Source organism: Pseudorhizobium flavum, assembly GCF_044142885.1.
Taxonomy (GTDB): Bacteria; Pseudomonadota; Alphaproteobacteria; order Rhizobiales; family Rhizobiaceae; genus Neorhizobium; species Neorhizobium flavum.
The window spans coordinates 103,236-129,934 of sequence record NZ_JBIOKZ010000008.1 but is presented as its reverse complement, the minus strand read 5'-3'; the positions used below and the strand labels follow the sequence as shown (position 1 = coordinate 129,934).

General features: G+C 62.3%; 25 protein-coding genes. 23 read left to right on the top strand and 2 right to left on the bottom strand.

Features of this window, described 5'->3' with window-relative positions:
• Positions 1–168 precede the first annotated feature (168 nt).
• The 14 genes from ACEPP2_RS15970 (at position 169) to lpxB (ending at position 13,944) form a co-directional block, all read left to right on the top strand.
• Complete coding sequence (locus ACEPP2_RS15970; RefSeq protein WP_281977312.1) at positions 169–702, top strand: hypothetical protein; 534 nt, start codon at positions 169–171, stop codon at positions 700–702.
• A 189-nt stretch (positions 703–891) separates the two neighbouring features.
• Complete coding sequence (rpsB, locus tag ACEPP2_RS15965) at positions 892–1,671, top strand: 30S ribosomal protein S2 (protein ID WP_052638219.1); 780 nt, start codon at positions 892–894, stop codon at positions 1,669–1,671.
• 165 nt (positions 1,672–1,836) lie between these two features.
• Positions 1,837–2,763, top strand: a complete 927-nt coding sequence (gene tsf, locus ACEPP2_RS15960) for a translation elongation factor Ts (RefSeq protein ID WP_395517156.1) — start codon at positions 1,837–1,839, stop codon at positions 2,761–2,763.
• 95 nt (positions 2,764–2,858) lie between these two features.
• Positions 2,859–3,581 carry a UMP kinase gene (pyrH, locus tag ACEPP2_RS15955; RefSeq protein WP_395517155.1) on the top strand — a complete coding sequence of 241 codons (723 nt, stop codon included), beginning with the start codon at positions 2,859–2,861 and terminating at the stop codon, positions 3,579–3,581.
• 43 nt (positions 3,582–3,624) lie between these two features.
• Entirely contained in the window at positions 3,625–4,185 is a 561-nt protein-coding gene (gene frr / locus ACEPP2_RS15950) for a ribosome recycling factor (protein ID WP_281977314.1), read from the top strand.
• 44 nt (positions 4,186–4,229) lie between these two features.
• A complete protein-coding gene (locus ACEPP2_RS15945) occupies positions 4,230–4,973 on the top strand; it encodes an isoprenyl transferase (RefSeq protein ID WP_395517154.1) in 744 nt (247 codons plus the stop codon).
• A complete protein-coding gene (locus tag ACEPP2_RS15940) occupies positions 4,973–5,806 on the top strand; it encodes a phosphatidate cytidylyltransferase (RefSeq protein ID WP_395517153.1) in 834 nt (277 codons plus the stop codon). The genes ACEPP2_RS15945 and ACEPP2_RS15940 overlap by 1 nt, the downstream gene beginning before the upstream one ends.
• Before the next feature lie 45 nt (positions 5,807–5,851).
• Positions 5,852–6,976 carry an RIP metalloprotease RseP gene (gene rseP, locus ACEPP2_RS15935; RefSeq protein ID WP_281977317.1) on the top strand — a complete coding sequence of 375 codons (1,125 nt, stop codon included), beginning with the start codon at positions 5,852–5,854 and terminating at the stop codon, positions 6,974–6,976.
• A gap of 187 nt (positions 6,977–7,163) precedes the next feature.
• The gene (gene bamA, locus ACEPP2_RS15930; RefSeq protein WP_395517152.1) at positions 7,164–9,497 is read left to right on the top strand and encodes an outer membrane protein assembly factor BamA; all 2,334 of its coding nucleotides are present in this window, start codon (positions 7,164–7,166) and stop codon (positions 9,495–9,497) included.
• Between the two features lie 50 nt (positions 9,498–9,547).
• Positions 9,548–10,612, top strand: a complete 1,065-nt coding sequence (gene lpxD, locus ACEPP2_RS15925; protein WP_395517151.1) for a UDP-3-O-(3-hydroxymyristoyl)glucosamine N-acyltransferase — start codon at positions 9,548–9,550, stop codon at positions 10,610–10,612.
• Positions 10,605–11,072 carry a 3-hydroxyacyl-ACP dehydratase FabZ gene (fabZ, locus tag ACEPP2_RS15920; protein ID WP_052638227.1) on the top strand — a complete coding sequence of 156 codons (468 nt, stop codon included), beginning with the start codon at positions 10,605–10,607 and terminating at the stop codon, positions 11,070–11,072. The genes lpxD and fabZ overlap by 8 nt, the downstream gene beginning before the upstream one ends.
• A complete protein-coding gene (gene lpxA, locus ACEPP2_RS15915; protein WP_281977320.1) occupies positions 11,069–11,884 on the top strand; it encodes an acyl-ACP--UDP-N-acetylglucosamine O-acyltransferase in 816 nt (271 codons plus the stop codon). The genes fabZ and lpxA overlap by 4 nt, the downstream gene beginning before the upstream one ends.
• A 6-nt stretch (positions 11,885–11,890) precedes the next feature.
• Complete coding sequence (locus tag ACEPP2_RS15910) at positions 11,891–12,769, top strand: LpxI family protein (RefSeq protein ID WP_395517201.1); 879 nt, start codon at positions 11,891–11,893, stop codon at positions 12,767–12,769.
• Positions 12,769–13,944, top strand: a complete 1,176-nt coding sequence (gene lpxB / locus ACEPP2_RS15905; protein WP_395517150.1) for a lipid-A-disaccharide synthase — start codon at positions 12,769–12,771, stop codon at positions 13,942–13,944. The genes ACEPP2_RS15910 and lpxB overlap by 1 nt, the downstream gene beginning before the upstream one ends.
• A gap of 31 nt (positions 13,945–13,975) precedes the next feature.
• On the opposite strand, the gene gltA is transcribed toward lpxB, so the two are convergent.
• Positions 13,976–15,265, bottom strand: coding sequence for a citrate synthase (gene gltA, locus ACEPP2_RS15900; RefSeq protein ID WP_077547327.1), 1,290 nt, complete (start codon positions 15,263–15,265; stop codon positions 13,976–13,978).
• A 275-nt stretch (positions 15,266–15,540) separates the two neighbouring features.
• Between gltA and ACEPP2_RS15895 the strand changes: the two genes are divergently transcribed.
• On the top strand, positions 15,541–18,033 hold the full coding sequence (locus ACEPP2_RS15895) for a ComEC/Rec2 family competence protein (RefSeq protein WP_395517149.1): 2,493 nt from the start codon (positions 15,541–15,543) through the stop codon (positions 18,031–18,033).
• Here the strand turns inward: ACEPP2_RS15895 and lexA are convergent.
• Positions 18,014–18,730, bottom strand: a complete 717-nt coding sequence (lexA, locus tag ACEPP2_RS15890) for a transcriptional repressor LexA (protein ID WP_077547328.1) — start codon at positions 18,728–18,730, stop codon at positions 18,014–18,016. The genes ACEPP2_RS15895 and lexA overlap by 20 nt on opposite strands.
• Before the next feature lie 199 nt (positions 18,731–18,929).
• On the opposite strand from lexA, the gene kdsA reads away from it, so the two are divergent.
• The 8 genes from kdsA (at position 18,930) to ACEPP2_RS15850 (ending at position 26,629) form a co-directional block, all read left to right on the top strand.
• Positions 18,930–19,778, top strand: coding sequence for a 3-deoxy-8-phosphooctulonate synthase (gene kdsA / locus ACEPP2_RS15885; protein ID WP_077547329.1), 849 nt, complete (start codon positions 18,930–18,932; stop codon positions 19,776–19,778).
• A gap of 95 nt (positions 19,779–19,873) precedes the next feature.
• Entirely contained in the window at positions 19,874–21,148 is a 1,275-nt protein-coding gene (gene eno, locus ACEPP2_RS15880; protein ID WP_142587481.1) for a phosphopyruvate hydratase, read from the top strand.
• Between the two features lie 134 nt (positions 21,149–21,282).
• Positions 21,283–21,600 carry an FtsB family cell division protein gene (locus ACEPP2_RS15875; protein WP_077547331.1) on the top strand — a complete coding sequence of 106 codons (318 nt, stop codon included), beginning with the start codon at positions 21,283–21,285 and terminating at the stop codon, positions 21,598–21,600.
• Positions 21,601–21,750: 150 nt separating this feature from the next.
• Positions 21,751–22,797: a pyruvate dehydrogenase (acetyl-transferring) E1 component subunit alpha gene (gene pdhA, locus ACEPP2_RS15870; protein WP_077547332.1), complete on the top strand. Its 1,047-nt coding sequence runs from the start codon at positions 21,751–21,753 to the stop codon at positions 22,795–22,797.
• Positions 22,798–22,816: 19 nt separating this feature from the next.
• On the top strand, positions 22,817–24,247 hold the full coding sequence (locus tag ACEPP2_RS15865) for a pyruvate dehydrogenase complex E1 component subunit beta (RefSeq protein ID WP_395517148.1): 1,431 nt from the start codon (positions 22,817–22,819) through the stop codon (positions 24,245–24,247).
• Between the two features lie 13 nt (positions 24,248–24,260).
• The gene (locus tag ACEPP2_RS15860) at positions 24,261–25,637 is read left to right on the top strand and encodes a pyruvate dehydrogenase complex dihydrolipoamide acetyltransferase (protein WP_395517147.1); all 1,377 of its coding nucleotides are present in this window, start codon (positions 24,261–24,263) and stop codon (positions 25,635–25,637) included.
• A gap of 13 nt (positions 25,638–25,650) precedes the next feature.
• Positions 25,651–26,292 carry an SGNH/GDSL hydrolase family protein gene (locus ACEPP2_RS15855; protein WP_142587485.1) on the top strand — a complete coding sequence of 214 codons (642 nt, stop codon included), beginning with the start codon at positions 25,651–25,653 and terminating at the stop codon, positions 26,290–26,292.
• Positions 26,293–26,389: 97 nt separating this feature from the next.
• A complete protein-coding gene (locus tag ACEPP2_RS15850; RefSeq protein WP_052638239.1) occupies positions 26,390–26,629 on the top strand; it encodes a YdcH family protein in 240 nt (79 codons plus the stop codon).
• The last annotated feature ends 70 nt before the right edge of the window (positions 26,630–26,699 follow it).

Below are 26,699 nucleotides of genomic sequence, written 5' to 3'. Positions count from 1 at the left end.
CAAGAATGTGGGCTGCGCTATAGCATCCAAGGTCCAGAACGCAAAGCCATAGGCGGTCGCGAGATGTCCTTTTCGTCATCCTGCGGCGTCTACTTTGGTCGCGGAAGCCGTTGCAATGAACCGCGACGATGACGGATGATTGCAACCGGGAATCACCGGACGGACCTCATGCGCAAAATCCTCCTGGCTTCAGCCTGTATCTCGATTGCTTGGACGGCGTTCGCCGCGGATGCAACCGATCCCGTCCGCGAGGTCATGGCCATTACGGAGCGGAACTGGTCGAATACGGACGGCGAATGGGTCTACCTCTTTGATCCGGAACCACTCGGCCGGCTGTTCAGCCGGCCCTTCCAGGCGGCCTATGGCGAAGCATCGAAGCGGCCGGCATATGAGACGGATGACGGCAGCCCCGGCGATCCGTTCGGCTATGACGTGGTCACCGCCTCGCAGGACGGCTGCCCGCTGGAGGATGTCGTCGTTACCACCGGTTCACAGCAGCAGGGGATCACCCGGGTGAAGGTGACCTTCAAGCTGTGGCGATGCCTGGATCAGCCGGAACTGCGCGAAAGCGTCAACGAGGTTCATTTCGAAGTGTTGGACGAGGACGGCAGGTTCGTTATCCACGACATCCATCGCATCGGGCCCGAAGACGAGGATTCTGTGCTCGCCGAAATGAAGCAGCACGTCACCGAAACCTATTGAGCCGAAACCGCTCCCCGTGAATTTCCGGTCGGACCCTTGCGTTTTCGCGGGATCGGCTGTATGCGCACCTCCATTCCACACGTAAGGCATGGGATTGTCCGGGAGAAATCCGGGCCGTTCCGCCGGTGGCACCTTCGAAGAGGGTGCTGTTCGCCTTGCGGAGGTTCAACCGGAAAAGGAGAAAAAGGCATGGCATTGCCTGATTTCAGCATGCGCCAGCTTCTGGAAGCTGGTGTTCACTTCGGCCACCAGACCCACCGCTGGAACCCGAAGATGAAGCCGTACATCTTCGGCGATCGTTCGAACATCCACATCATCGACCTCGCACAGACCGTGCCGATGCTCTCGCGCGCCCTGCAGGTCATTTCGGACACCGTTGCCCGTGGCGGCCGCGTTCTCTTCGTCGGCACCAAGCGCCAGGCGTCTGAACTGATCGCCGACAGCGCCAAGCGTTCGGCCCAGTACTACGTCAACTCCCGCTGGCTCGGCGGCATGATGACGAACTGGAAGACGATCTCGAACTCGATCGCTCGCCTGCGCAAGCTCGACGAGATCCTCGCTTCGGAAGCCTCGGGCTTCACGAAGAAGGAGCGCCTGAACCTGGAGCGTGAGCGCGAGAAGCTTGACAAGGCTCTTGGCGGTATCCGCGACATGGGCGGCACGCCGGACCTGATGTTCATCATCGACACGAACAAGGAAAAGATCGCCATCGACGAAGCGAAGCGCCTGGGTATCCCGGTCGTCGCCATCATCGACTCCAACTGCGATCCCGACCTGATCGACTACCCGATCCCGGGCAACGACGACGCTTCGCGCGCCATCGCTCTCTACTGCGACCTGATCGCACGCGCCGCCATCGACGGCATCGCACGTCAGCAGGGCGCTTCCGGCCGTGATCTCGGCGCCTCCGCCGAAGCTCCGGTCGAGCCTGCGCTGGAAGGCGAAGCCGAAGCCGAGGCTCAGGCCTGATCAAGCGGGAGGCGGCGTCATTGCCGCCTCCTAGCTTCGGGTCGAGGCGTATCTCCCCGAAGATGGTCTTCATGACCCTGTCATACTTACGGGTACATTCGTCCCCAACGCTGCCCTGGCCGACGTTTTTCCGGCTGAGGCAACCTTGCAAACAAGAGGCACACAATGACCGAAATCACAGCCGCAATGGTGAAGGAACTGCGCGAGAAGTCCGGCGCAGGGATGATGGACTGCAAGAAGGCTCTTGCTGAAAACAATGGTGACATGGAAGCTGCGATCGACTGGCTGCGCGCCAAGGGCATCGCCAAGGCCGACAAGAAGTCGGGCCGTACCGCTGCAGAAGGCTTGATCGGCATTTCCACCGCAGGCACCAAGGCTGTCGTCGTCGAGGTCAACTCCGAGACCGACTTCGTTGCCCGCAACGATGCCTTCCAGGACCTCGTCCGCGGCGTTGCGCAGGTTGCACTCTCGACTGACGGTTCGGTCGAGGCCGTCGGCGCCGCCACCTACCCGGCCTCCGGCAAGTCGGTCAGGGACACCATCAAGGACGCCATCGCCACCATCGGCGAGAACATGAGCCTGCGCCGCTCGGCCCTCCTGTCGGTCGAGGACGGCGTTGTCGCCACCTACATCCACAATGCGGCTGCCGACAACCTCGGTAAGCTTGGCGTTCTCGTCGCGCTCAAGTCGACCGGCAACAAGGACGCCCTGAACGCCATTGGCCGCCAGATTGCAATGCACATCGCGGCGACTGCTCCGCTCGCCATTCGTGCCGAGGAAGTCGATGCGGCCGTAGCCGAGCGTGAAAAGAACGTCTTCATCGAGCAGGCTCGTGAATCCGGCAAGCCGGACGCCATCATCGAGAAGATGGTTGAAGGTCGCATGCGCAAGTTCTTCGAGGAAGTGGCCCTTCTCTCGCAGGCCTTTGTCATCAATCCTGACCTCACCGTCGGCGCTGCTGTCAAGGAAGCCGAGAAGGAAGTCGGGGCTCCGATCGAAGTCACCGGCATGGTCCGCCTCCTGCTCGGCGAAGGCGTCGAGAAGGAGGAGTCCGACTTCGCAGCCGAAGTGGCTGCAGCCGCCAAGGGCTGATATCGCTTCATCTTGATTGTGAAAGCATCGGGGCATCGCGTGACAACGCGGTGCCCTTCGTGTATCCGCAAGCCGTTTGATCGTCAGGAGTGTCCATGTCCCCGAAGCCCATCTACAAGCGCGTTCTCCTCAAGGCCTCCGGCGAAGCCCTGATGGGCAGCCAGGGATTTGGCATCGATGTCACGGTCGCTGATCGGATCGCGTCCGACATCGCCGAGGCACGCGCCATGGGTGTAGAGGTCGGTGTCGTCGTTGGTGGCGGCAACATCTTCCGCGGCGTGGCTGTGGCCTCGAAAGGTGGCGATCGCGTCACCGGCGATCACATGGGCATGCTGGCGACTGTCATCAATGCACTTGCGCTCGCCACCTCGCTTCGGAAGCTTGACATCGAGACGGTTGTCCTGTCGGCAATCGCCATGCCGGAGATCTGCGAGAGCTTCACCCAGTTGCGAACGCTGCATCACCTGGAGCAGGGCAGGGTGGTGATCTTTGCGGGCGGCACCGGAAACCCGTTCTTCACGACCGATTCGGCTGCAGCGTTGCGTGCTGCCGAAATCGGCGCCGAAGCGATCTTCAAGGGCACCCAGGTCGACGGCATCTATTCGGCCGACCCCAAGAAGGAGCCGACCGCAACGCGCTTCGAGACGCTGACCCATGGCGAGGTCCTCGAGAAGGGGCTCGCCGTCATGGACGTTGCGGCCGTGGCGCTCGCTCGCGAGAACTCGATCCCGATCATCGTGTTCTCCATTCATGAGAAGGGCGGTTTTGCCCAGATATTGACCGGCGGTGGTCGCAAGACCATCGTTGCAGACCACTGAACAGCCGGGCCCGACAGCCAAGAACAAGACAGGGAGTAGACGGATGACTGGAGCCATCGACCTCAACGACATCAAGCGCCGGATGGATGGTGCGATCAACGCCTTCAAGAGCGACATCGCATCGCTGCGCACGGGACGTGCGTCGGCCAACATTCTCGATCCGGTGACGGTCGAGGCTTACGGGTCGCGCGTACCGCTCAACCAGGTCGCCAACATCACCGTTCCCGAGCCTCGTATGCTGGGCGTCTCCATCTGGGACAAGTCCATGGTCGGCGCGGTGGATCGCGCCATCCGCGAATCGCACCTGGGGCTGAACCCGATCGTTGACGGTCAGAACCTGCGCATCCCGCTCCCCGAGCTCAACGAGGAGCGCCGCAAGTCGCTCGTCAAGGTTGCCCATGACTACGCCGAGAAGGCCAAGGTCGCGATCCGCCATGTGCGCCGCGACGGCATGGACGGCCTGAAAAAGGCCGAGAAGGACGGCGACATCGGTCAAGACGAGAGCCGATCGCTTTCCGACAGGGTCCAGAAGATGACAGATGATATGATTTCGGAAGTCGACCGCTTGCTCGGCGAGAAGGAAAAGGAAATCATGCAGGTCTAGACAGACCTGCATCGCAATCCCGGCATCCGACAATCGGAACTTCCATGGCCAAACTCGATCTCCCGATCATTCCACAGCATGTTGCCATCATCATGGACGGCAACGGACGGTGGGCCAAACAGCGTGGCCTGCCGCGCACGATCGGCCACAACAAGGGGGTGGAGGCAGTCCGTCAGGCGGTGAGGGCGGCCGGTGAATGCGGCGTGAAATGTCTCACGCTGTTTGCCTTCTCCTCCGAGAACTGGTCACGGCCAGAGGCCGAAATCGAGGACCTGCTCGGGTTGCTGCGTCGGTTCATCCGCCGGGATCTCGCCGATCTGCATCGAGAGAACATTCGCATCCGCATCATCGGCGAGCGCCAGAAGCTGCGCAGCGACATCCTCCCGCTTCTTCTCGAGGCGGAGGAAACCACGCGCAACAACACCGCGATGACGCTGATCATTGCGTTCAACTACGGCGCGCGCGACGAAATCACCCGCGCGGCAATCCGGCTTGTGAAGGATGTACAGGCAGGACTTGTCGACCCGCAGGATATCACCCCGGATGCACTCGGGAGCCGCCTCGACACGGCCGGCATTCCCGATCCCGATCTGATCATCCGCACCAGCGGCGAGGAGCGCCTTTCGAACTTCCTCCTGTGGCAGGCAGCCTATTCCGAGTTCGTCTTCCTGCCGTGCTACTGGCCGGATTTCGACCGGCAGCATTTCGTGGAGGCGTTGCGCATCTTCGCCGCCCGGGACCGCCGGTTCGGCGGACTTTCGGATGCAACAACGGCGGTGGTTGTCTGATGGCGACAGAGCTCAAGCGTCGGGTGATCTCGGGCGTAGTCATGGCTGCGGTCGTTCTTGCGGCGACATGGGTCGGTGGCCTGGCGTTCCGGGGCCTTGCTGCGGCCATCGCGCTGCTGATCTACTTCGAGTGGTCGACGATCACTCGCCTGACCGAGCGCAACTTCACGGGCAACCTCGTCGGCTGGGTCGGGATCATCCTGCTGTCGGCGAACATCGCCTTTGGTGACACCGATATGAACATGCCCTTCCTGGGCGGTCTGGCAATCACCATGCTGCTGATCGTCGCCATTGGTGGAGGCACCTGGTGGCTGCCGGGTGGAGTCATCTATGCGGGATTGAGTGGCATTTCGCTTGCCGCAATCAGGGAAGGGGGCTGCCCGGGGCTTGCGGCAATCCTCTTCGTCTTTGCCGTGGTCTGGGCGACCGACATCCTGGCATACTTCGTCGGAAGAGCCCTGAAAGGACCGAAGCTCGCGCCGAGGATCTCTCCCGGCAAGACATGGTCCGGCGCGATCGGCGGGACAGTCTCGGCGGTCATCGCCGGCTCACTGGTCGGTCTTGCCGTTATTGGCGTCGTGTCTCCCTGGCTTGCCGTGATCGCGCTCCTGCTCTCCGTGGCCAGCCAGATCGGGGATCTTTTCGAATCCTTCATCAAGCGTCGCTTCGCTGTGAAGGATTCCAGTCACCTCATCCCGGGTCATGGCGGAGTGATGGACCGGGTGGATGGTCTCGTTTTCGCCTGTTTTGCGATCTTTCTTCTGGCGCTTGCATATGATGCCTCAAGTGGCCACCTTGGACTGAGCGTTGGTGAGTTCCTTTTTGGTCTTTGAGCGTCAGCCGGCGGCACCGGCGTATGGAAGGACGGGTTGATTTTCATGGCGATCATCGGGCTGCTCACGGGCTATATCATCCCCTTCATCATCGTCCTTTCCGTGCTCGTCTTCGTGCACGAGATGGGCCACTATCTCGTCGGGCGTTGGTGCGGTATCCGGGTCACCGCCTTCTCGGTAGGCTTCGGCCCAGAGCTGTTCGGCTATACCGACAGTCACGGAACCCGATGGAAGCTCTCGGCCGTACCACTGGGCGGCTACGTCAAGTTCTTTGGCGATGAGGACGCGGCAAGCGTCCCGGACACTGCCAATCTGGAGAGATTCACGCCGGAGGAACGCGCACAGACCCTTGCAGGCGCCCGGCTGTGGAAGCGTGCCGCCACTGTCGCCGCCGGCCCGATCGCCAATTTCGTCCTTGCGATCGTCATCTTTGCCGCGCTCTTCTCTGTCTATGGCAAGATGGTATCCGACCCTGTCGTGGCCGAGGTCCGTCCGGAAAGCGCAGCGGCATCTGCCGGCATAGAGCCGGGCGATCTCCTGGTGGCCCTCGATGGGGACAAGATCCGCACCTTCGATGATGTGCGCCGTTACGTGGCGGTCCGTCCGCAGACGCAGATCGTTATCACCGTGGAGCGCGACGGCCGCGAGATCGACGTGCCGGTGACACCTCAGCGCACGGAGATAACCGACCAGTTCGGCAACAAGGTCGAACTCGGCCAGATCGGCATTGTCACCAACGCCGAACGCGGCAACTTCCGTCTCGAGACGTATTCACCGATGGGAGCCGTGGCCGAAGGGGTGCGGGAGACCGGCCACATCATCAGCGGCACCTTCAGCTATCTCGGCAACATCTTCTCCGGCCGCATGAGCGCCGACCAGATCGGCGGACCGATCCGGATTGCCGAGACGACGGGCCAGATGGCCACGCTGGGATTCGCCGCAGTCCTCAATTTCGCTGCCGTCATCTCGGTATCGCTTGGTCTGATGAACCTGTTCCCGATTCCCGTTCTTGATGGCGGACACCTTGTGATGTACGCCTTGGAGGCGGTGCGCGGCAAGCCTTTGAGCCCCCGCGTGCAGGATGTGGTTTTCCGCTTCGGGCTTGCCATGATCCTGACGCTTATGGTTTTCGCGACCTGGAACGACACGTTCGGTCGCTGGATCGGTTGAATTTTAAGAAAACTGTTTGTTTACCGTATTTTGAACTGCGCGTGTCCGCTCGGCCACGCCTTGCAAGGAAGTAAATAGAAATTAACGTGATGCCTTGCTTGTAGGGTAAAAGCAGGTAAAACGACACACGTGTGGCCGGAGTCGGGCTCCACCCGCCGAGGGACAACGGAAAAAGGTAAGATTTGAAATGAAGGCCAGTTCAAGGTTTTTGAACGCCGTATCGGCGTTTGCGCTGTCTGCTAGCATTGTTGGGTCGGGCGCGGGCGTATCGGTACTTGCCTCTGCATCGGTCGCGGAAGCGGCAGTCATTCGCAACGTCCAGGTCAGGGGCACCGAGCGCGCCGGCGAAGACGCCGTGCGTGCCAATCTTACCATTCGGCCAGGCGTGAGCTTCACCAACGCGGACATCGACGAATCCGTAAAGCGGCTCTATTCCACCGGATATTTCTCCGACGTCCGGATCAGCGTTTCCGGCAGCACTCTGGTTGTGAGCGTCAGCGAGAATCAGCTGATCAACCAGGTTGTGTTCAACGGCAACCGCAAGATCAAGGACGACAAGCTGGCCGCCGTCGTGCGCACGCAGCCGCTCGGCCCGTACAACCAGGAACTGATCAACGCCGACATCGAGCGCATCCGCGAGGCCTATTCGGCGATCGGCCGCAGTGACATCGAGGTCACGACGCAGACGGCTTCCGTCGGTCAGGGTCGAGTCAACCTTGCCTTCGTCATCAACGAGGGTGACCGGACCAAGATCGCCAACATCAACTTCGTCGGCAACCAGGCCTATGGTGACGGCCGGCTCCAGTCGGTGATCCTGACGAAGGAATCGGGTCCGCTTTCGTTCCTGACCCGCAAGGACGTCTACAACGCCGACAAGCTGCGCGCCGACGAAGATGCGCTGCGCCAGTTCTACTACAATCACGGCTATCCGGATTTCCGCATCATCTCCTCCGAGGCGGTGCTGGATGAGGCTACCAACCAGTACAACATCACCTTCACCGTCGAAGAGGGTCCGCGTTACCGCTTTGGTGATGTCGTTGTCGAATCGACCGTCGAAGGGGTGAATTCGGAAGACCTGCAGGGTCTGGTCCGGACCCGGACCGGCGACACCTACGATGCCGGCGACGTTCAGAAGTCAATGGAAGCCATCTCGCAGCGTGTCGCATCTGCTGGTTATCCGTTCGCCCGCGTGACGCCCCGTGGCGACCGTAACTTCGCCAACCAGACCGTCGGCGTGTCCTATCTCGTCGATCAAGGCGAGCGTGCCTATGTCGAGCGGATCGAAGTGCGCGGCAACACCCGCACGCGCGACTATGTCATTCGCCGTGAATTCGACTTCAGTGAAGGCGACGCGTTCAATCAGCAGATGGTCTCGCGCGCCAAGCGACGGCTCGAGGCCCTTGGCTACTTCACCACCGTCAACATCTCGACCTCGCAGGGCTCCGCTCCCGATCGCGTCGTGGTGATTGTCGATGTCGAAGACCAGCCGACCGGCTCGTTCGGTATCGGTGCCGGCTACTCCGCCGGCGGCGACGGCCTGATCCTCGAAGCCTCCATCGAGGAGAAGAACTTCCTTGGTCGCGGACAGTTCATCCGTATTGCCGTCGGTGGCGGTCTCGATGACGCCCGCAGCTACAATCTTTCGTTCACCGAGCCTTACTTCCTCGGCTATCGTCTCGCAGCGGGCTTTGACATCTTCCGTAGTCAGACGTCTTCGGAAAGCTACTACGACTATCAGGAGCAGGGCGTGACGCTGCGTGTCACCGCCCCGATCACCGAAGATCTGGCGACCACGTTCCGTTACACGTACAAGGAAATCCAGTACGACGGCGAAGGCGACTGGAGAAGTGGTCTTTCGGCACCCTATGAGGCGCTGGTCGAGGAGGGTGACTTTGTTCAGTCCTCCGTATCCCAGACCCTCACCTACAACACGCTGGACAACAACACGCTTGCCCGCGAAGGTATCTACGCCTCGATCACCCATGAGTATGCTGGGCTTGGCGGCGATTCCGAATACTACAAGGTCTATGGCCGCGGCCGCTACTTCCACCTCCTATCCGAGGAAGCCGACATCATCGGTTCGGTCGCAGTCGGTGGTGGCCATGTCGTCGGCACGGGAGACAACCTGAACGTCTTCGACCAGTTCCAGTTGGGCGGTCGCCTCGTTCGTGGTTTCGAGAACAACGGCATCGGTCCGCGCATGACCAATGGCGACGCGATCGGCGGCACCACCTACTTCACCGCTTCGGCCGAAGTCACCTTCCCGATGCCGGCCTTCCCGGAGGACTTCGGTCTCCGCGGCGCCTTGTTCGCGGATGCCGGAACGCTCTATGGCAATGATGTTGACCTCCGTGGCGAGGCCGTGCAGGGAACCGACATGGCGTGGCGCGCCTCGGTCGGTGCAGGTATCCAGTGGGCATCGCCCTTCGGCTCTATTCGCTTCGACTATGCGTTTCCGATCGTCAAGGAAGACTTCGACGAGACTCAGGAATTCCGGTTCAGCATGGCAAACCAGTTCTGACCACGGCTGTCAGGACTGCGGCCAGATCTGACCTGGAGTTAAATGGCCTGATGGATTCAAATGAGTTCTTTCCGCCCCACGAGGGGGTCAGCCTGCGCGAGCTGGCTGTCCATCTTGGGGCCGAACTGCTTGATTCTTCCGCCGGAGACCGGATCATCTGTTCCGTCGCCCCGCTGTCACGTGCTGGCGAGGGGCAACTGTGCTACCTGCGCTCCCGCAAGGACCGCGAGGAACTCGCAAGCTGCAGGGCCTCTGCGATCCTTTGCGACGCGTCCCTGCAGTCGCTGATACCTGACCATATAGCTGTCCTTCGCATAGCCACTCCCCATACCGCCTTTGCCCAGGCGGGCGCGTTGCTTCATCCGATTGCCATGCGGCCCTCGCCGTTCACGTCGCAGGCGGGTGGCATCCATCCCTCGGCCTTCGTGGATCCTACTGCAAAGTTGGAGCCCGGGGTCGAGGTGGAGCCCATGGCAGTGATCGGCGCCCGGGCGGAGATCGGCACGGGAACCCGCATCGGGGCGGGAGCGCTCGTCGGATCTGGCGTGAAGATCGGCCGCGATTGCACGATTGCAGGCGGCGCTTCGGTCGTTGCGTCGCTGATCGGCAATGGCGTCATCATCCACAACGGCGCCCGGATCGGACAGGACGGCTTCGGCTATGCGCCGGGTCCTGCAGGTATGCTGAAGATCGTGCAGATCGGCCGGGTCATCATCCAGGACAATGTCGAGATCGGCGCGAATACCACGATCGATCGCGGCACGATGGATGATACGGTCATCGGCGAGGGCACGAAGATCGATAACCAGGTGCAGATCGCCCACAATGTCCGCATCGGGCGGCATTGCGGCATCGTCAGCGGCGTCGGCATTGCCGGGTCTACCACCATCGGCAACGGCGTGATGATTGGCGGCGCCAGCGGCGTCAATGGCCATATAACCGTGGGGGACGGTGCCCAGATTGCGGCGATGAGCGGTGTCATGTCGGATCTCCCGCCCGGCGCCCGAGTAGGTGGCGTGCCTGCCCGGCCGCTCAAGGATTTCTTCCGTGACGTCGCCGCAGCAATGGCGCGGTCCGACGAGCGTGCGAAGCGAAGAGGAGACAGGAATGAGTGAACAGGCGGCCACGACGCTCGGGTCGGCGGATATTCTCGAGATCATGAAGCTCTTGCCGCACCGGTATCCATTCCTGCTTGTGGACCGGATCATCGAGATCGATGGCGACGATTCCGCGATAGGCATCAAGAACGTCACCGCCAACGAGCCGCATTTCACCGGCCACTTTCCTGAGCAGCCTATCATGCCGGGCGTCCTACTGGTCGAGGGCATGGCTCAGACGGCGGGCGCCATCTGCGCCCGCAAGCAAGGGCAGGGCGGCGACCTCGTTTATTTCATGACCATCGACAATGCCCGTTTCCGCAAGCCAGTCGTGCCCGGCGATCGGGTCGAATTCCGTGTGAAGAAGCAGAAGCAGCGCGGCAATATCTGGAAGTTCCACTGCGACGCCTATGTGGATGACGCGCTGGTCGCGGAAGCTGATATCGGTGCCATGATCCGCCCAAAGGGTGACCAATGAGCCGGATCGCGTCTACCGCCCGCATCCACCCGATGGCGATCGTCGAGGACGGTGCCACGATCGGTGAGAACGTCACCATCGGTCCCTTCTGCACGATCGGCAAGGACGTCGTGCTCAAGGACGATGTCGAGGTTGTCTCCAACGCGGTCGTGACGGGCAAGACCGAGATCGGCAAGGGCTGTCGCATCTTCCCCATGGCAGTCATCGGGGGGCTTTCGCAGAGCCTTCACGAAGCCGGCGAAGAATCGACCCTGACTATTGGCGACAACTGCACGATGCGTGAAGGGGTGACCATCAACATGGGCACGGTCGGCGGTGGCGGCAGGACGGTGATCGGCAACGACTGCCTCTTCCTCGCTAATTCTCACGTCGCCCATGACTGCATCCTCGGCAACGGCATCGTCATGTCGAACAACGTCATGCTGGCGGGGCACGTGAAGGTCGATGACCGCGCAATTCTCGGCGGAGGCTCCGCCGTTCACCAGTTCAACCGCATTGGGCGCAACGCCTTCATCGGCGGCCTGACTGCCGTGAACTACGACGTCATCCCTTACGGTATGCTGAACGGCAATCCCGGCATCCTGGCGGGCTTGAATATCGTCGGCATGACGCGTGCTGGCATCGACCGCGCGACCATCCATCGTGTTCGCAAGGCCTTCAAGCAGATCTTCGAGGGCGAAGGAAATATCCGCACCAATGCTGCGGCGATCCGGGATGAATATGCCGATTGTCGCGAAGTCGTGGAGATCCTCGACTTCATCGCGGCCGACAGCGATCGGGCGATTTCCTCTCCGTTCCGCGGCAAAGCCTGAACCATGATGGTCCGCCCGGCCCCCATCGGCAAGGGGCGGCTTGCCGTCGTCGCAGGCTGGGGGCAGTTGCCTCTCTATCTTGCGGAAGCCGCCCGCGAGGCGGGTGAAGATCCGGTCATCGTCGCACTAACAGACGAAGCCGACCGGAGTTTCGAAGCCTTCGAGACGCTGAGCGCAGGCGTTGGCGATCTTGCCGGAATCGAACGATTCATCCGCGAAAAGGGGGTCGATCGGGTGGTGATGTCGGGAGCGGTCAGGCGGCGTCCCGAGCTGCGCGATATCCGCCCGACCTTCCGGACGTTGCTGCAGGTGCCGGCAGTTATCCGCACACTCGTCTCCGGCGGCGACGACGCTGTCCTCCAGATGGTCATCAAGCTGTTCGAGGGCATGGGATGCCGGGTGCTTGGCGCGCACGAGATAGCTCCTGGACTGTTAGCGCGCACCGGCCCACTGACGACCGCCCGGCCAGCGGCAGATGATCTGCGCGACATTGAGCAGGCGGTCGAGGCGGCCCTGGCTCTGGGGCGGCTGGATGTCGGGCAAGGCGCTGTCAGCGTCGGCGGGCGCGTCGTCGCGCTGGAAGGTGCCGAGGGGACCGATCAAATGCTCGAGCGCGTTGTGGAGCTTCGCCGGGAAGGGCGGATCTCCCAGCGCCGGAGAGGCGTTCTCGTCAAGCTGTGCAAGCCACAGCAGGATGTCCGGGCCGATCTACCGGCAATCGGGCTCTCGACGGTGGAAAATGCAGCCCGCGCCGGCCTTGCCGGCATTGCGGTCGAGGCTGGTCGGTCGCTCATACTGGAGGAGCAGGCGCTGGTTGCGGCGGCCGATCACGCCGGAATATTCGTCTGCGGGATCGACACCGGGCTTCCGAAGGGAGGGCTTTGATGGTGGGCGCATTGAAAGTTGCTGTCATCGCTGGTGAGGTCTCCGGCGATCTGCTGGGCGCCGACCTCGTCGCCGCGTTGAGGAAAGCCCATCCAGGCCTGGTAGAGCTTGCTGGCGTGGGTGGAGAGGCTCTTCAGGCTGAGGGCCTTCAGTCGCTGTTCGACTTCTCCGAGTTGTCGATCATGGGCCTGACCCAGGTCTTGAAGCGTCTGCCGCAACTTCTCCGCCGCATCCGCCAGACGGCGGACGCCGTGATCGCCGCAAACCCAGATGTCCTCGTCATCGTGGACAGTCCGGATTTCACGCATCGGGTCGCACGACGAGTGAGGGCGGCGCTGCCGGACCTGCCGATCATCGACTATGTCTGCCCCAGCGTCTGGGCGTGGAAGGAGTACCGCGCCAAAGCCATGGTGCCCTATGTCGACCATGTGCTGGCGGTACTGCCGTTCGAGCCGGCCGCCATGCAGCGCCTTGGTGGTCCTCCGACAACCTTCATTGGCCACCGATTGACGAGCGACCCCGCCCTTCTCAAGGTTCGCGATGTCCGCCGCGCCCGGGCACAGAAGCAGCCGGACGACACGCATACGCTGTTGCTGCTCCCCGGTTCACGCGCCGCCGAGATCCGCCAGCTGCTTCCGATTTTCGGCCAGGCGGTGGCGGAGCTAGCCGGGCGGGTGGGGCCGGTACGAACTCTCCTGCCGACTGTGCCGCGGCAGGAGGCGCTGGTCGGCGAGATCGCTGCGACCTTGCCTGTCAGCGTGGAGATTACCGTTTCGCCAGAGGAGAAGTGGAAGGCATTCGCCGAGGCGGATGCCGCGCTGGCTGCCTCCGGCACGGTGCTTCTGGAACTGGCCCTGTCCGGTGTGCCTGCCGTTTCCGCCTACAAGGCTGATTGGCTGATCACGTTGATGTCGAAGCGCATCAAAATCTGGTCCGCCGCACTTCCCAACCTGATTGCCGACTACCCGGTTATTCCGGAGTATCTGAACGAGGTGGTGCGCCCCGGCAGCCTGTCCCGCTGGCTGGAGCGACTGGCTGGCGACACCCTGCAGCGGCGCGCGATGCTCGAAGGTTTCGACCTCACCTGGCAGCGCCTGCAGACACAGGTGCCGCCTGGAGAGGCGGCGGCGGGCGTAGTCCTTGAGGTGATGGAAAGAAAAAAGCCCGGTCGATGACCGGGCTTTTTTCATTTCGATAGGTTGCAGATCAGCGCTTGGAGACGGGAACATAGTCCCGCTTCGGTGCCCCGGTATAGAGCTGCCGCGGGCGACCGATGCGCTGCTGCGGATCCTCGACCATTTCCGCCCACTGAGCGATCCAGCCGACGGTACGGGCAAGAGCGAACAGCACGGTGAACATGGTCGTCGGGAAGCCCATCGCCTTCAGAGTGATGCCCGAATAGAAGTCGATGTTGGGGTAGAGCTTCTTCTCGACGAAGTACTCGTCCGTCAGGGCGATGCGCTCCAGCTCCATGGCGACCTGCAGCAGCGGATCGTCCTTGTGACCGAGTTCGGCCAGGACCTCGTGCGTGGTCTTCTGCATGATCTTGGCGCGCGGGTCGTAGTTCTTGTAGACGCGATGCCCGAAGCCCATCAGGCGGAACGGGTCGTTCTTGTCCTTCGCCCGGGCGATGAATTCCGGGATGCGATCGACGCTGCCGATCTCTGTCAGCATGTTGAGCGCCGCTTCGTTGGCGCCGCCATGCGCAGGGCCCCAGAGGCAGGCAATGCCGGCTGCAATGCAGGCGAACGGATTGGCGCCCGACGAACCGGCGAGGCGGACCGTCGACGTGGAAGCATTCTGCTCATGGTCGGCGTGCAGGATGAAGATGCGGTCCATGGCACGGGCCAGAACCGGGTTCACCTTGTATTCCTCGCACGGGACGGCGAAGCACATGCGCAGGAAGTTCGATGCGTAGTCGAGATCGTTCTGCGGGTAAACGAACGGCTGGCCGACATGGTACTTGTAGGCCATCGCGGCGATCGTCGGCATCTTTGCGATCATGCGCAGCGAAGCCACCATCCGCTGGTGCGGATCGGTGATGTCGGTGGAGTCGTGATAGAAGGCCGATAATGCGCCGACACAGCCGCACATGACGGCCATCGGATGGGCGTCGCGGCGGAAACCGGTGAAGAAGCGCGTCATCTGCTCGTGCACCATCGTGTGATGCGTGACGCGGTAGTCGAAGTCCTTCTTCTGCGCAGCGGTCGGCAGTTCGCCGTAGAGAAGCAGATAGCAGGTTTCGAGGAAGTCGCCGTGCTCGGCCAGCTGCTCGATCGGATAGCCGCGATGCAGCAGGACGCCTTCGTCCCCGTCGATGTAGGTGATCTTCGATTCGCACGAAGCGGTAGAGGTAAATCCGGGGTCGTAGGTGAAGGCCCCGGTTTCCTTGTAGAGGGCACCGATGTCGATAACGTCCGGACCGATCGTTCCGGATTTCACGCCCAACTCGACGTTCTTGTTACCCAGTACCAGATTTGCGCTCTTATCCGTCATGCTGATCCTCCAAACTGTTGGCGGCGGGGCGTCTCAAAACGCCACAAGAATTAAGCGTAGTGTGTTGCTATATGATCCGGTCGCCGCTGCCAAGCACTGCGGAGGTCTAATTGTGCGGTGCCGAAATCGCTTCTGCTGTCGAGCCTTGGATGCGGTTAACGAGACGCCAACGGAACGGAGCATGACCTGGAGGTTGCTGCAACCGGCTTGCAGTTATGGATTGCATTTCGCCTGCCCTGGTTGCATTCTTCCTCCGGTGGGGCGGGTGGACGCGGATGCCGCAACAGGGCCTACTTCGGGAGCAGTCCGGGCCGGGTGTGGTTTCCGCTCCCGCAGCGGCAGGCAGCGTCCGTGATACTGGCGAGAGGCCGGCGCCGGTCCTTGCCGATAGCCGGATTCGAAGACCGGCGTCGTTGAGCCTGGGCGACGTCGCGCGGTTGATGGAACGCCTTCCGGCGCAGGTGCGCAGGCTGCTGGAGGAGGAAGTCGCCCATGGCCACGCCTTCCTGTTCGTGCCCGTGCTTGTCGGGGCCGGTGCGGTCTTTTGGTTCACGCTTCCCCGCGATCCGCCGGCGCAAATCCCGCTGGTGCTCTTCGTCGCGTTTGCAATCGCGACGATCGTCGTCCAACAACGTTCCGGAAGGCTCCCGCTGCTTCTCTTTGCGCCGGCGCTTGTTCTGGCAGGAATGGCCCTTGCGCAGTTCGAGACGTGGCGGCATGCCACCGTTATCCTCGACTCCCCCGTCACTACGACCATTGCAGGCGAGGTGCATCGACGCGAGCCGGCGGGTGAAGGCCGGTGGCGCTACTTCATTCGTGTTCAGCAGACGGAGCAGCCGACCCTCAGGCGACCGCCGCGCGACGTGGTTCTTCTCGCCCGCGGCAAGCACCGGCCATTCGAGGCAGGCGCGGCTATCCGGGGGCGCGCCCGTCTGTCTCCGCCTTCCGGGCCTGCGCTCCCCGGCCTGAATGATTTTGCCTTCCGCTCCTTTCATGATGGCATCGGGGCGATTGGCTTCTTCTACGGTGCGCCACAGGCGGCAGTCCCTTCGCAGGACGCAGCGCTGGACTGGGGTCGGGCCCTCGAGAGATGGATCTTCTCCCTACGCAGCATGATCGCCGACCGGATCCGCAGCGTAGTACCAGGGGACGCGGGTGCGTTCGCAGCAGCCATTGTCACCGATGAGAGACGTGCGATCTCCCGAGAAACGACGGAGGCCCTGCGCATCTCCGGCCTTGCCCATATCGTGGCGATCTCCGGGCTCAACATGGCGCTCGCCGCCGGTATCTTCTTCGTCGGACTGCGCAGTTGCCTCTGCCTGTTCACCGGCTTCGCCCAGGCGTGGCCGGTGAAGAAGATCGCCGCCACCGGGGCGCTGCTCATGGCCACTGCCTACTATCTCGTCTCCGGCTTCGCGGTCTCTGCAGAGCGAGCCTACCTGATGATGGCGGTGATGCTCATCGCTGTGTGGTTCGATCGCGCGGCAATCAGCCTTCGCAATATCGCGCTGGCGGCGCTCATCATGCTGGCGATGGCCCCTTCCGAGATCATGGGGCCGAGCTTCCAGATGTCATTCGCGGCGACGGCCGCGCTGGTCGCGGGTTATGCCTATTGGAGCCGGCGCGGCGCAGGGGAGGATTCGGAACCCTCGATCTTCGCCCGCGGCAGGCTCGCGCCGATGCTGACCGGCTGGCACTGGATGGCGGGGATTTTCGCGACCTCGCTGATCGGCGGCCTGTCGACGGCGATCTACTCGATGGAGCACTTTCACCGGCTTGCCGGCTATGGCCTGGCGGCCAACCTCGCCGTGATGCCGATCATCTCCTTCGTGGTCATGCCAGCTGGCCTGCTCGGTATGTTGCTGATGCCGCTCGGGCTCGATGCGCCCCTCCTGAAACTGATGGGTCTGGGGCTGGAGGCGGTCATCGCTGTCGCGAAACACGTGGCTGCCTGGGGTGGAGACGTCGGCACCGGCCGGCAGCACCCCTGGTTCCTGTCGATCGCCTCCATCGGCTTCCTGATCCTCGCCCTGTTGCGTACTCGGCTTCGGCTGGTCGGCGTACCGATCATGGCGCTCGCCTTCGCGCTGAGTTGGCAGGCGAACCGACTGCCCCCATCCGATGTCCTGGTCTCCGACGACGGGGCGCTGGTAGCCCTGGTGAGCGCTGGTGTTGCCACCAACCGCACGCGCCCGCCAGCCTTCATCTTCGACCAGTGGCAGCGCGCCCTGCTGCTTCCCGAGCCCGTCGCTCCGGTCATGTCTCCGGCAAGTGACATTGGCATTGCGGCGGCAGGCGATCCTTCTGTGAAAGCCGCGCTAACGGACGAGCAGCGTGACCGTGTCCGGTCGGAGATGTCGTCAATGCTCGCTCTCGCCGCAGCTGATGCGGGCCGGTTCCATTGCCTGCCCAAGCTCTGGTGCGTGGCGGTAGCCCATGAGGGCGGAGTCAGTATTGTCGTGGTCGAGGATCCGCGACTAGCAGGAAGCGCCTGCGATCTGGCGGCACTGGTTGTTGCTCCTCGCGCGCGGTTCGACGAATGTCGCTCGGGTGCCGTGCTGCTGAACGCCGCAAGCCTGAGAAAGACTGGCGCGATCGAAATCTATCTGAACGGCAGTCCCCACCCGTCCCTGTGGCGGGTCAACGCGGCAAGTGCCGGAACCCGCCGTCCATGGACCAGCCACCGTCTCTATGACTGGCGAAATGACAGCTTCGATGAAACGCTTCCCTTAGCGCTGCTGCGAATGATCAGTGGTAGCGGCGGATGAGGCCGACGAGCTTTCCCTGAACCTTCACCCGATCGGCGGGAAGGATGCGAGTCTCATAGGCCGGGTTGGCAGCCTCCAGCGCGATCGAGGCACCGCGGCGGCGGAACCGCTTCAGCGTTGCCTCCTCGTCATCGACGAGAGCCACGACAATGTCTCCGGGGCTGGCCGTCTGGCCGTTGCGGATGATGACCGTATCCCCATCCAGGATCCCCGCCTCGATCATCGAGTCGCCCTTGACCTCCAGTGCATAGTGCTCGCCGGCGCCAAGCATTTCGACAGGAACCGCAATGTCGTGCGTATTGTTCTGGATCGCCGAGATCGGCACGCCCGCCGCGATACGTCCCATGACCGGCACGCTCGTGCTTGCGTTCTCGTTGCTTGCGGCGATCGGCGAGGGGGCCGGCGCGGGCTTCTGCTTGCCGAGGCTGCCCTCGATGACGCTCGGCGAGAAGCCGCGGCGCGGCTGCAGGCTGGTGCTGTAGGCTTCCGGCAGCTTTATGACCTCAAGTGCCCGCGCCCGATTGGGCAGCCGGCGGATGAAGCCGCGCTCCTCGAGCGCAGTGATCAGCCGGTGAATGCCCGACTTCGACGCCAGGTCGAGCGCATCCTTCATTTCGTCGAAGGACGGAGGCACGCCCGACTCCTTCATCCTCTCGTGAATGAAAAGAAGCAGTTCCTGCTGTTTGCGCGTGAGCATCCGGGTTCCCTGACGATGAAACAAATACGGAACAGACCATATATGTTCCGGGTGTGTTCCGCAAGGCTAAAGTTCCAGCTGCGTCGGCGTGCTTATGCCTTGGCTCCGTGACAGAGGCGGTGGTTGCTGTTATGGACATCGCGTCCGCCGCAGCCGGGTCCCCGCGACGGAGCAGATGCCGCTTGAAAGGAGTGCCGCCATGGACATTAAGCCCAATCCCGAAGTTTTCGTGGGTGAAGGCCAGGGCCGCGTGTTGTTCTCCCAGCAGGCTCGCTTCTCGCTGATTGCCGGCCCCTGCCAGATGGAAAGCCGCGACCACGCCTTCATGATCGCCGGAAGGCTCAAGGAGCTCTGCGCCGAGCTCGGGATCGGCCTTGTCTACAAGTCCTCCTTCGACAAGGCGAACCGGACATCGTTGTCGGGTAAGCGCGGCATCGGCCTGGACAGCGCGATGGAAATCTTTGCCGACCTCAAGAGGGAATTCGGCTTCCCGGTTCTCACCGACATTCACACGGAAGAACAGTGCGCACTGGTCGCGCCCACGGTCGATATCCTGCAGATACCCGCCTTCCTTTGCCGCCAGACCGATCTGCTGATCGCCGCCGCGAAGACCGGTCGCGCCATCAACGTTAAGAAGGGCCAGTTCCTAGCGCCCTGGGACATGAAGAACGTCCAGGCTAAATTCACGGCAAGCGGCAATCCGAACGTGCTTCTCTGCGAGCGTGGCGCCTCCTTCGGCTACAATACGCTCGTCTCCGACATGCGTTCGCTGCCGATCATGGCCGCGATGGGCTCGCCGGTGGTCTTCGATGCAACGCATTCCGTGCAGCAGCCCGGCGGGCAGGGCGGTTCATCCGGTGGCCAGCGTGAGTTCGTCGAGACGCTCGCCCGCGCAGCCGTCGCTGTCGGCGTTGCCGGCCTGTTCATCGAGACGCACGAGGACCCGGACAATGCGCCCTCCGATGGCCCCAACATGGTTCATCTGAAGGACATGCGACGGCTCCTGGAAAAGCTTCTGGCCTTCGATGCCGTGGCCAAGGCCGCCTAGGCGCCGCAGCGGGAGCCGGATTGTAATTCGCCTGTCATCGATTAAGAGACATTGTCGATGACCGCAGGGCATTGGGTTTACCTCAGGGAGAGATCATGACCGCCATTACCGATATCATCGCACGCGAAATCCTCGACAGCCGCGGCAATCCGACTGTGGAGGTCGATGTCTACCTGGAGGATGGCAGCATGGGCCGCGCGGCTGTCCCCTCGGGTGCTTCCACCGGGGCCCACGAGGCGGTGGAACTGCGCGATGGCGGCAAGCGCTATGGTGGCAAGGGCGTTGAGAAGGCGGTCGAGGCGGTCAATACCGAGATCTTCGATGCCATTGGCGGCTTCGATGCCGAAAGCCAGATCCACATCGACAAGACTTTGATCGCACTCGATGGCACACCCAACAAGTCGCGCCTCGGCGCCAATGCCATCCTGGGCGTCTCGCTCGCCGTCGCCAAGGCAGCAGCTGATTCCTCCGGCCTGCCGCTCTACCGCTATGTCGGGGGCGCCGGCGCACACGTCCTGCCGGTACCGATGATGAACATCATCAACGGCGGCGCCCATGCCGACAATCCGATCGACTTCCAGGAATTCATGATCATGCCGGTTGGCGCGGAGAGCCTTCGCGATGCGGTTCGTATCGGTGCGGAAGTCTTCCACGTCCTGAAGAAGGAACTCGCCTCCCAGGGCCACAACACCAATGTCGGCGACGAAGGTGGCTTTGCCCCCGGCCTGAAGAGCGCACCGGAAGCCCTCGACTTCATCATGCGCTCGGTGGAAAAGGCCGGCTACAAGCCCGGTGACGATGTATGCCTCGCACTGGATTGCGCCTCGACCGAATTCTTCAAGGACGGCAAGTACGCCATGGAAGGCGAGGGCCGCACGTTGGAACCCGGTGCCATGGCCGAATACCTGGCGGAACTCGTCGGAAAGTATCCGATCATCTCCATCGAGGACGGCATGGCCGAGGACGACTGGGATGGCTGGAAGTCGCTCACCGATCTCGTCGGCTCCAAGTGCCAGCTCGTTGGCGACGATCTTTTCGTCACGAACTCCGCGCGCCTGCGCGACGGCATCAAGATGGGTGTCGCCAACTCCATCCTCGTCAAGGTCAACCAGATCGGCTCTCTGACCGAAACGCTGGATGCCGTAGAGACCGCACACAAGGCCGCCTATACCGCGGTCATGTCGCACCGCTCGGGCGAAACCGAGGATTCGACGATCGCCGATCTGGCGGTCGCCACCAATTGCGGGCAGATCAAGACCGGATCGCTCTCGCGTTCGGACCGGCTTGCCAAGTACAACCAGCTGATCCGCATCGAGGAAATGCTGGGGCCGCAGGCAGTCTATGCCGGCAGGTCCATTCTCAAGGCCTGATTCATCAGGCAAACATTAAGTTCGCAAGGAAAGCCCGGTTCGCCGGGCTTTCTGCGTTTCGGGCGGTCAACGATTGCTTAAGCAAGTTCTGCGAATTTGACACATCGTAATGCGTTTCGAGGATGTCGCGGGGCATGTGGACCAAGCACCATAAGGAAAGAAAACTCGGTCGATTCGTGCTCCCGCTCATAACCGTCGCCTTCCTTTCGTATTTCGGGTATCATTCGGTCAACGGCGAGCTCGGGCTCATTGCTACCGAAAACTTCGAGCGGCAGCGGCTCGATCGCTTGGCGGAACTTGCGCGACTGACCGAGAAGCGGCAGGCTCTTGAGCGTCAGGTGCAGCTCCTCAGTGACGGTTCGCTGGAAAAAGACATGCTGGACGAGATCGCGCGTTACCAGTTGAACGTCGCGCGCGAGGACGAAATCGTGATCTTTAACAACTATTTCTAGGTTAACCAGATTTCGGTTAATCTGAATTAATATTGTATTATCAGCGGGTTGTACGGAATGCGAGCCATGCATTTATGGCATTGCTGGGGTGCCTTTTCTTCCCTATGGTAACGGCCTGAACAAGACCTGCAGCACATGAGGGAGGGATGAATGGCGCCGAGAAAAACCGCGTCTGTATCCGGCCGCAAATCCGCGGCAAAGCCTGCAAGAAAAGACTTCACCGGCGGTACCATCGCCGAGTTCGACAAGGAGCAGGAGCTCCAGGCTTACCGTGACATGCTGCTGATCAGGCGGTTTGAGGAGAAGGCCGGCCAGCTCTATGGCATGGGCTTCATCGGCGGCTTCTGTCACCTCTATATTGGCCAGGAAGCGGTCGTCGTCGGGATGCAGATGGCGCTCAAGGAAGGCGACCAGGTCATCACCGGCTATCGTGACCACGGCCACATGCTGGCGACCGGCATGAGTGCGCGGGGCGTCATGGCAGAGCTGACGGGACGTCGGGGCGGCTATTCCAAGGGGAAGGGCGGCTCCATGCACATGTTCTCCAAGGAAAAGCACTTCTACGGCGGCCACGGCATTGTCGGTGCCCAGGTCTCCCTCGGCACGGGTCTTGCGTTTGCCAACAAGTATCGCGGCAATGACAGTGTCTCGACTGCCTATTTCGGTGATGGCGCAGCCAACCAGGGCCAGGTCTATGAGAGCTTCAACATGGCCAACCTGTGGAAGCTGCCGATCGTCTACGTGATCGAGAACAACCGCTACGCCATGGGCACCTCCGTCTCGCGCGCCTCCGCGCAGACCGATTTCTCCCAGCGCGGCGCCTCCTTCGGCATTCCGGGATACCAGGTAGACGGGATGGATGTCCGCGCCGTCAAGGCTGCTGCCGACGAAGCGGTCTCCTACTGCCGCTCCGGCAAGGGCCCGATCATCTTGGAAATGCTCACCTACCGCTATCGCGGCCACTCCATGTCCGACCCGGCGAAGTACCGCTCCAAGGACGAAGTGCAGAAGATGCGTTCGGAACACGATCCGATCGAGCAGGTCAAGAACCGCCTGCTGGACAAGGGCTGGGCCTCGGAAGATCAGTTGAAGACGATCGACAAGGACGTCCGCGACGTCGTCTCCGACTCCGCCGACTTTGCCCAGAACGATCCGGAGCCGGATACCTCCGAGCTCTACACCGACATTCTGCTCTGAGACGGGGAGGGACACTAGAATGCCAATCGATATCCTCATGCCCGCCCTTTCTCCGACCATGGAAGAGGGCACGCTCAGCAAGTGGCTGAAGAAGGAAGGCGACACGGTCGCGTCCGGTGACGTCATTGCTGAAATCGAGACCGACAAGGCGACCATGGAAGTGGAAGCCGTGGATGAAGGCGTGATCGGCAAGCTGCTGGTCGAGGCCGGCACCGAAAACGTGAAGGTCAACACGCCGATCGCCGTGCTGCTGCAGGAAGGCGAGAACGCTGATTCCATTTCGGCGGAAAAGCCCGCCCAGCCGGAAGCGGCGAAGGCCGATGCTGATAAGCCGGCCGCGACCTCGGATGCTGCAGGCGGCAAGGCCCGCGAAGCCAAGGACGAGCCTGCCTCGTCAGCCGATAGCAAGGTCCCGGCACAGCCGAAGGTCGACGTCGCTGCCGATCCGGATATTCCGGAAGGCACCGAGATGGTCTCCACCACCGTCCGCGAAGCACTGCGTGACGCCATGGCCGAGGAAATGCGCCGCGACGAGACCGTCTTCGTCATGGGCGAGGAAGTTGCCGAATACCAGGGCGCCTACAAGGTGACCCAGGGCCTGCTGCAGGAATTCGGACCCCGCCGTGTCGTCGACACCCCGATCACCGAGCACGGCTTTGCCGGCGTCGGGGTCGGTGCGGCCATGGCCGGTCTTCGCCCGATCGTCGAGTTCATGACCTTCAACTTCGCCATGCAGGCGATTGACCAGATCATCAACTCGGCCGCCAAGACCCTTTACATGTCCGGCGGCCAGATGGGCGCCCCGATGGTGTTCCGCGGCCCGAACGGTGCTGCTGCCCGCGTGGCGGCCCAGCACAGCCAGGACTACGCGGCCTGGTATTCCAGCATTCCCGGCCTGAAGGTGGTCATGCCCTACACGGCGGCCGATGCGAAGGGCCTGCTGAAAGCGGCCATCCGGGATCCGAACCCGGTGATCTTCCTGGAAAACGAGATCCTCTACGGCCAGTCCTTCGACGTGCCGAAGCTGGATGACTTCGTGCTGCCGATCGGCAAGGCACGCATTCACAAGCAAGGCAAGGACGCCACGATCGTTTCCTTCGGCATCGGCATGACCTATGCCACGAAGGCGGTCGCCGAACTGGAGAAGGAAGGGATCGACGTCGAGCTCATCGACTTGCGCACCCTGCGCCCGATGGACCTGCCGACCGTCATCGAATCGGTCAAGAAGACCGGCCGTCTGGTCACCGTCGAGGAAGGCTATCCGCAGAACTCGGTGGGCACGGAAATCGCCACCCGCGTCATGCAGCAGGCCTTCGACTATCTCGATGCGCCGATCCTGACGATCGCCGGCAAGGACGTGCCGATGCCTTACGCGGCCAACCTCGAGAAGCTGGCCCTGCCGAATGTCGGCGAGGTCGTCCAGGCGGTGAAGACCGTCTGCTACAAGTAAGGGGAGGCGTCCGATGCCGATCAACATCACCATGCCCGCCCTTTCTCCCACGATGGAAGAGGGCAGTCTTGCCAAGTGGCTGGTCAAGGAGGGCGACAAGGTTGCCCCCGGCGACGTGATTGCTGAAATCGAGACCGACAAGGCGACCATGGAAGTGGAAGCCGTGGATGAAGGCACGGTGGCGAAGATCGTCGTCCCGGCCGGCACCGAGGCGGTCAAGGTCAACGCCCTGATCGCAATCCTCGCCGGCGAAGGCGAGAATGTGAAGGACGCCGCTGCCGCCGGTGGCGCGTCGGCGGACGCACCAAAGCCTGCCGCCGCTCCGGCCGAAGCCAAGGCGGAAGCGCCGAAAGCGGAAGCTGCCAAGCCCCAGGCGGAGCAGCCGGTAGCACATGCGGCGCCCGCTGCCTCTACACCTGCGCCGAAGGCTGCCTCCGGCGAACGCATCTTCGCCTCGCCGCTGGCGCGCCGCCTCGCGAGGGAAGCCGGTCTCGATCTGTCGGCCGTTTCCGGCTCAGGCCCGCATGGCCGCGTGGTCAAGGCGGATGTCGAGAAGGCTGCGGCCTCCGGTACGGCGAAGGCCGCCCCGGCTGCCGCTGCCGCCGCACCTCAGGCGGCTACCCCGGCCACGGCCAAGGGCCCATCGGACGATGCGGTCCTCAAGCTCTTTGCCGAAGGCTCCTACGAACTCCTGCCGCATGACGGGATGCGCAAGACGATTGCGTCACGCCTGACGGAATCGACGCAGACCGTTCCCTCCTACACCGTGTCGATGGACTGCGAGCTCGACGCCCTGATGAAGCTGCGCGCCGAGATCAACGCCTCGGCTCCGGTGAAGAAGACGGAGAAGGGCGAGGTTCCGGCCTTCAAGCTCTCGGTCAACGACTTCATCATCAAGGCGATGGCGCTCGCGCTGCGCGACGTGCCGATGGCGAATGCCTCCTGGACCTCGACGGCACGCGTGCTGCACAAGCAAGCCGATGTCGGCGTGGCCGTTGCCATTCCCGACGGCCTGATCACACCGATCGTCCGCAATGCCGAGCAGAAGACGCTGTCTGCCATCTCCAACGAGGTGAAGGATCTCGCCAAGCGGGCGCGCGACAAGAAGCTGAAGCCTGAGGAGTATCAGGGCGGCACGACGTCCGTCTCCAATCTTGGCATGTTCGGCGTCTCCAGCTTCACCTCGATCGTCAACCTGCCGCAGGCTTCGATCGTCTCGATCGGCGCCGGCGTCGAGAAGCCGGTCGTCAGGAACGGCGAGATCAAGATCGGCACGGTCATGACCGCAACCTTCGCCTTCGATCATCGGGTCATCGATGGTGCGCTCGGCGCGGAGCTCGCCTCTGCCTTCAAGCGCTATGTCGAAAACCCGATGGCGATGCTCGTCTGACGCGGAAGAGCCGATGGCAAAGACCGTCCTCTGCTACGGTGACTCGCTCACCTGGGGTTACGATCCGGAAGGTCCGGGTCGTCACCTCTTCGAGGACCGCTGGCCAAGCGTGCTGCAGGCGGCCCTCGGTTCAGAGGTCAATGTCATTGCGGAAGGCTTGAACGGCCGCACCACCGGTTACGACGATCACCTGGCAGATTGCGAGCGCAACGGCGTGAAGAGCCTGCCGACGGTGTTGCACAGCCACATGCCGCTCGATCTCGTCATCCTCATGCTCGGCACCAACGACATGAAGCCGGTGATTGCCGGCACAGCGATTGCGGCGCGTCAGGGCATGCAGCGGCTGGTGGCGCTGGTCCGAAATCACGAATGGTCCTTTGATTACGAAGTGCCGGACATCCTCATCGTCGCGCCGCCGCCGCTTCGCGAGACGGCTGATCCCGTTTTCGCCGCCATGTTTGCCGGCGGCGTCGAGCAGTCGGCCATGCTCGCATCGCTTTATCGCGACCTCGCGGATGAACTGGGCTGCGGGTTCTATGATGCGGCCTCAGTTGCCGAGACGACGCCACTCGACGGTGTCCATCTGAACGCAAACAATACCCGGGCCCTCGGCAGGGGGCTCGAACCTATCGTACGGATGATGTTGGGAATTTGACGCTCTTTGGTGACGGAATTGACTACGATCAAAGAGAAAGCAGGTGCGACGGATATGGCTGGTTTCATCGATTGATGGACAAAGAGGAGACCGAGCCATGTCGAACACGCCTCACGAAATTCACGACGAATTTCCGGAATACGCCGACAAGATCCATTCGCTGAAGGTCAGCAATGAGCATTTTGCCGGTCTGCTCGAGAATTATCGCGACGTCAATCGTGCGATTCATCGGGCTGAAACGGAAGTGGAGCCGGTCGGCGATGCGCATATGGAAGACATGCGCAAGCGCCGGATGGTTCTGAAGGATGAGATTTACGGGATGCTGGCCAAGGCGTGACGCCTGGTGCTTCATCCCCCGGAAGGCTCGGCGAAAGCCGGGCCTGTTCCGACAGACAAGGAGATGAAGG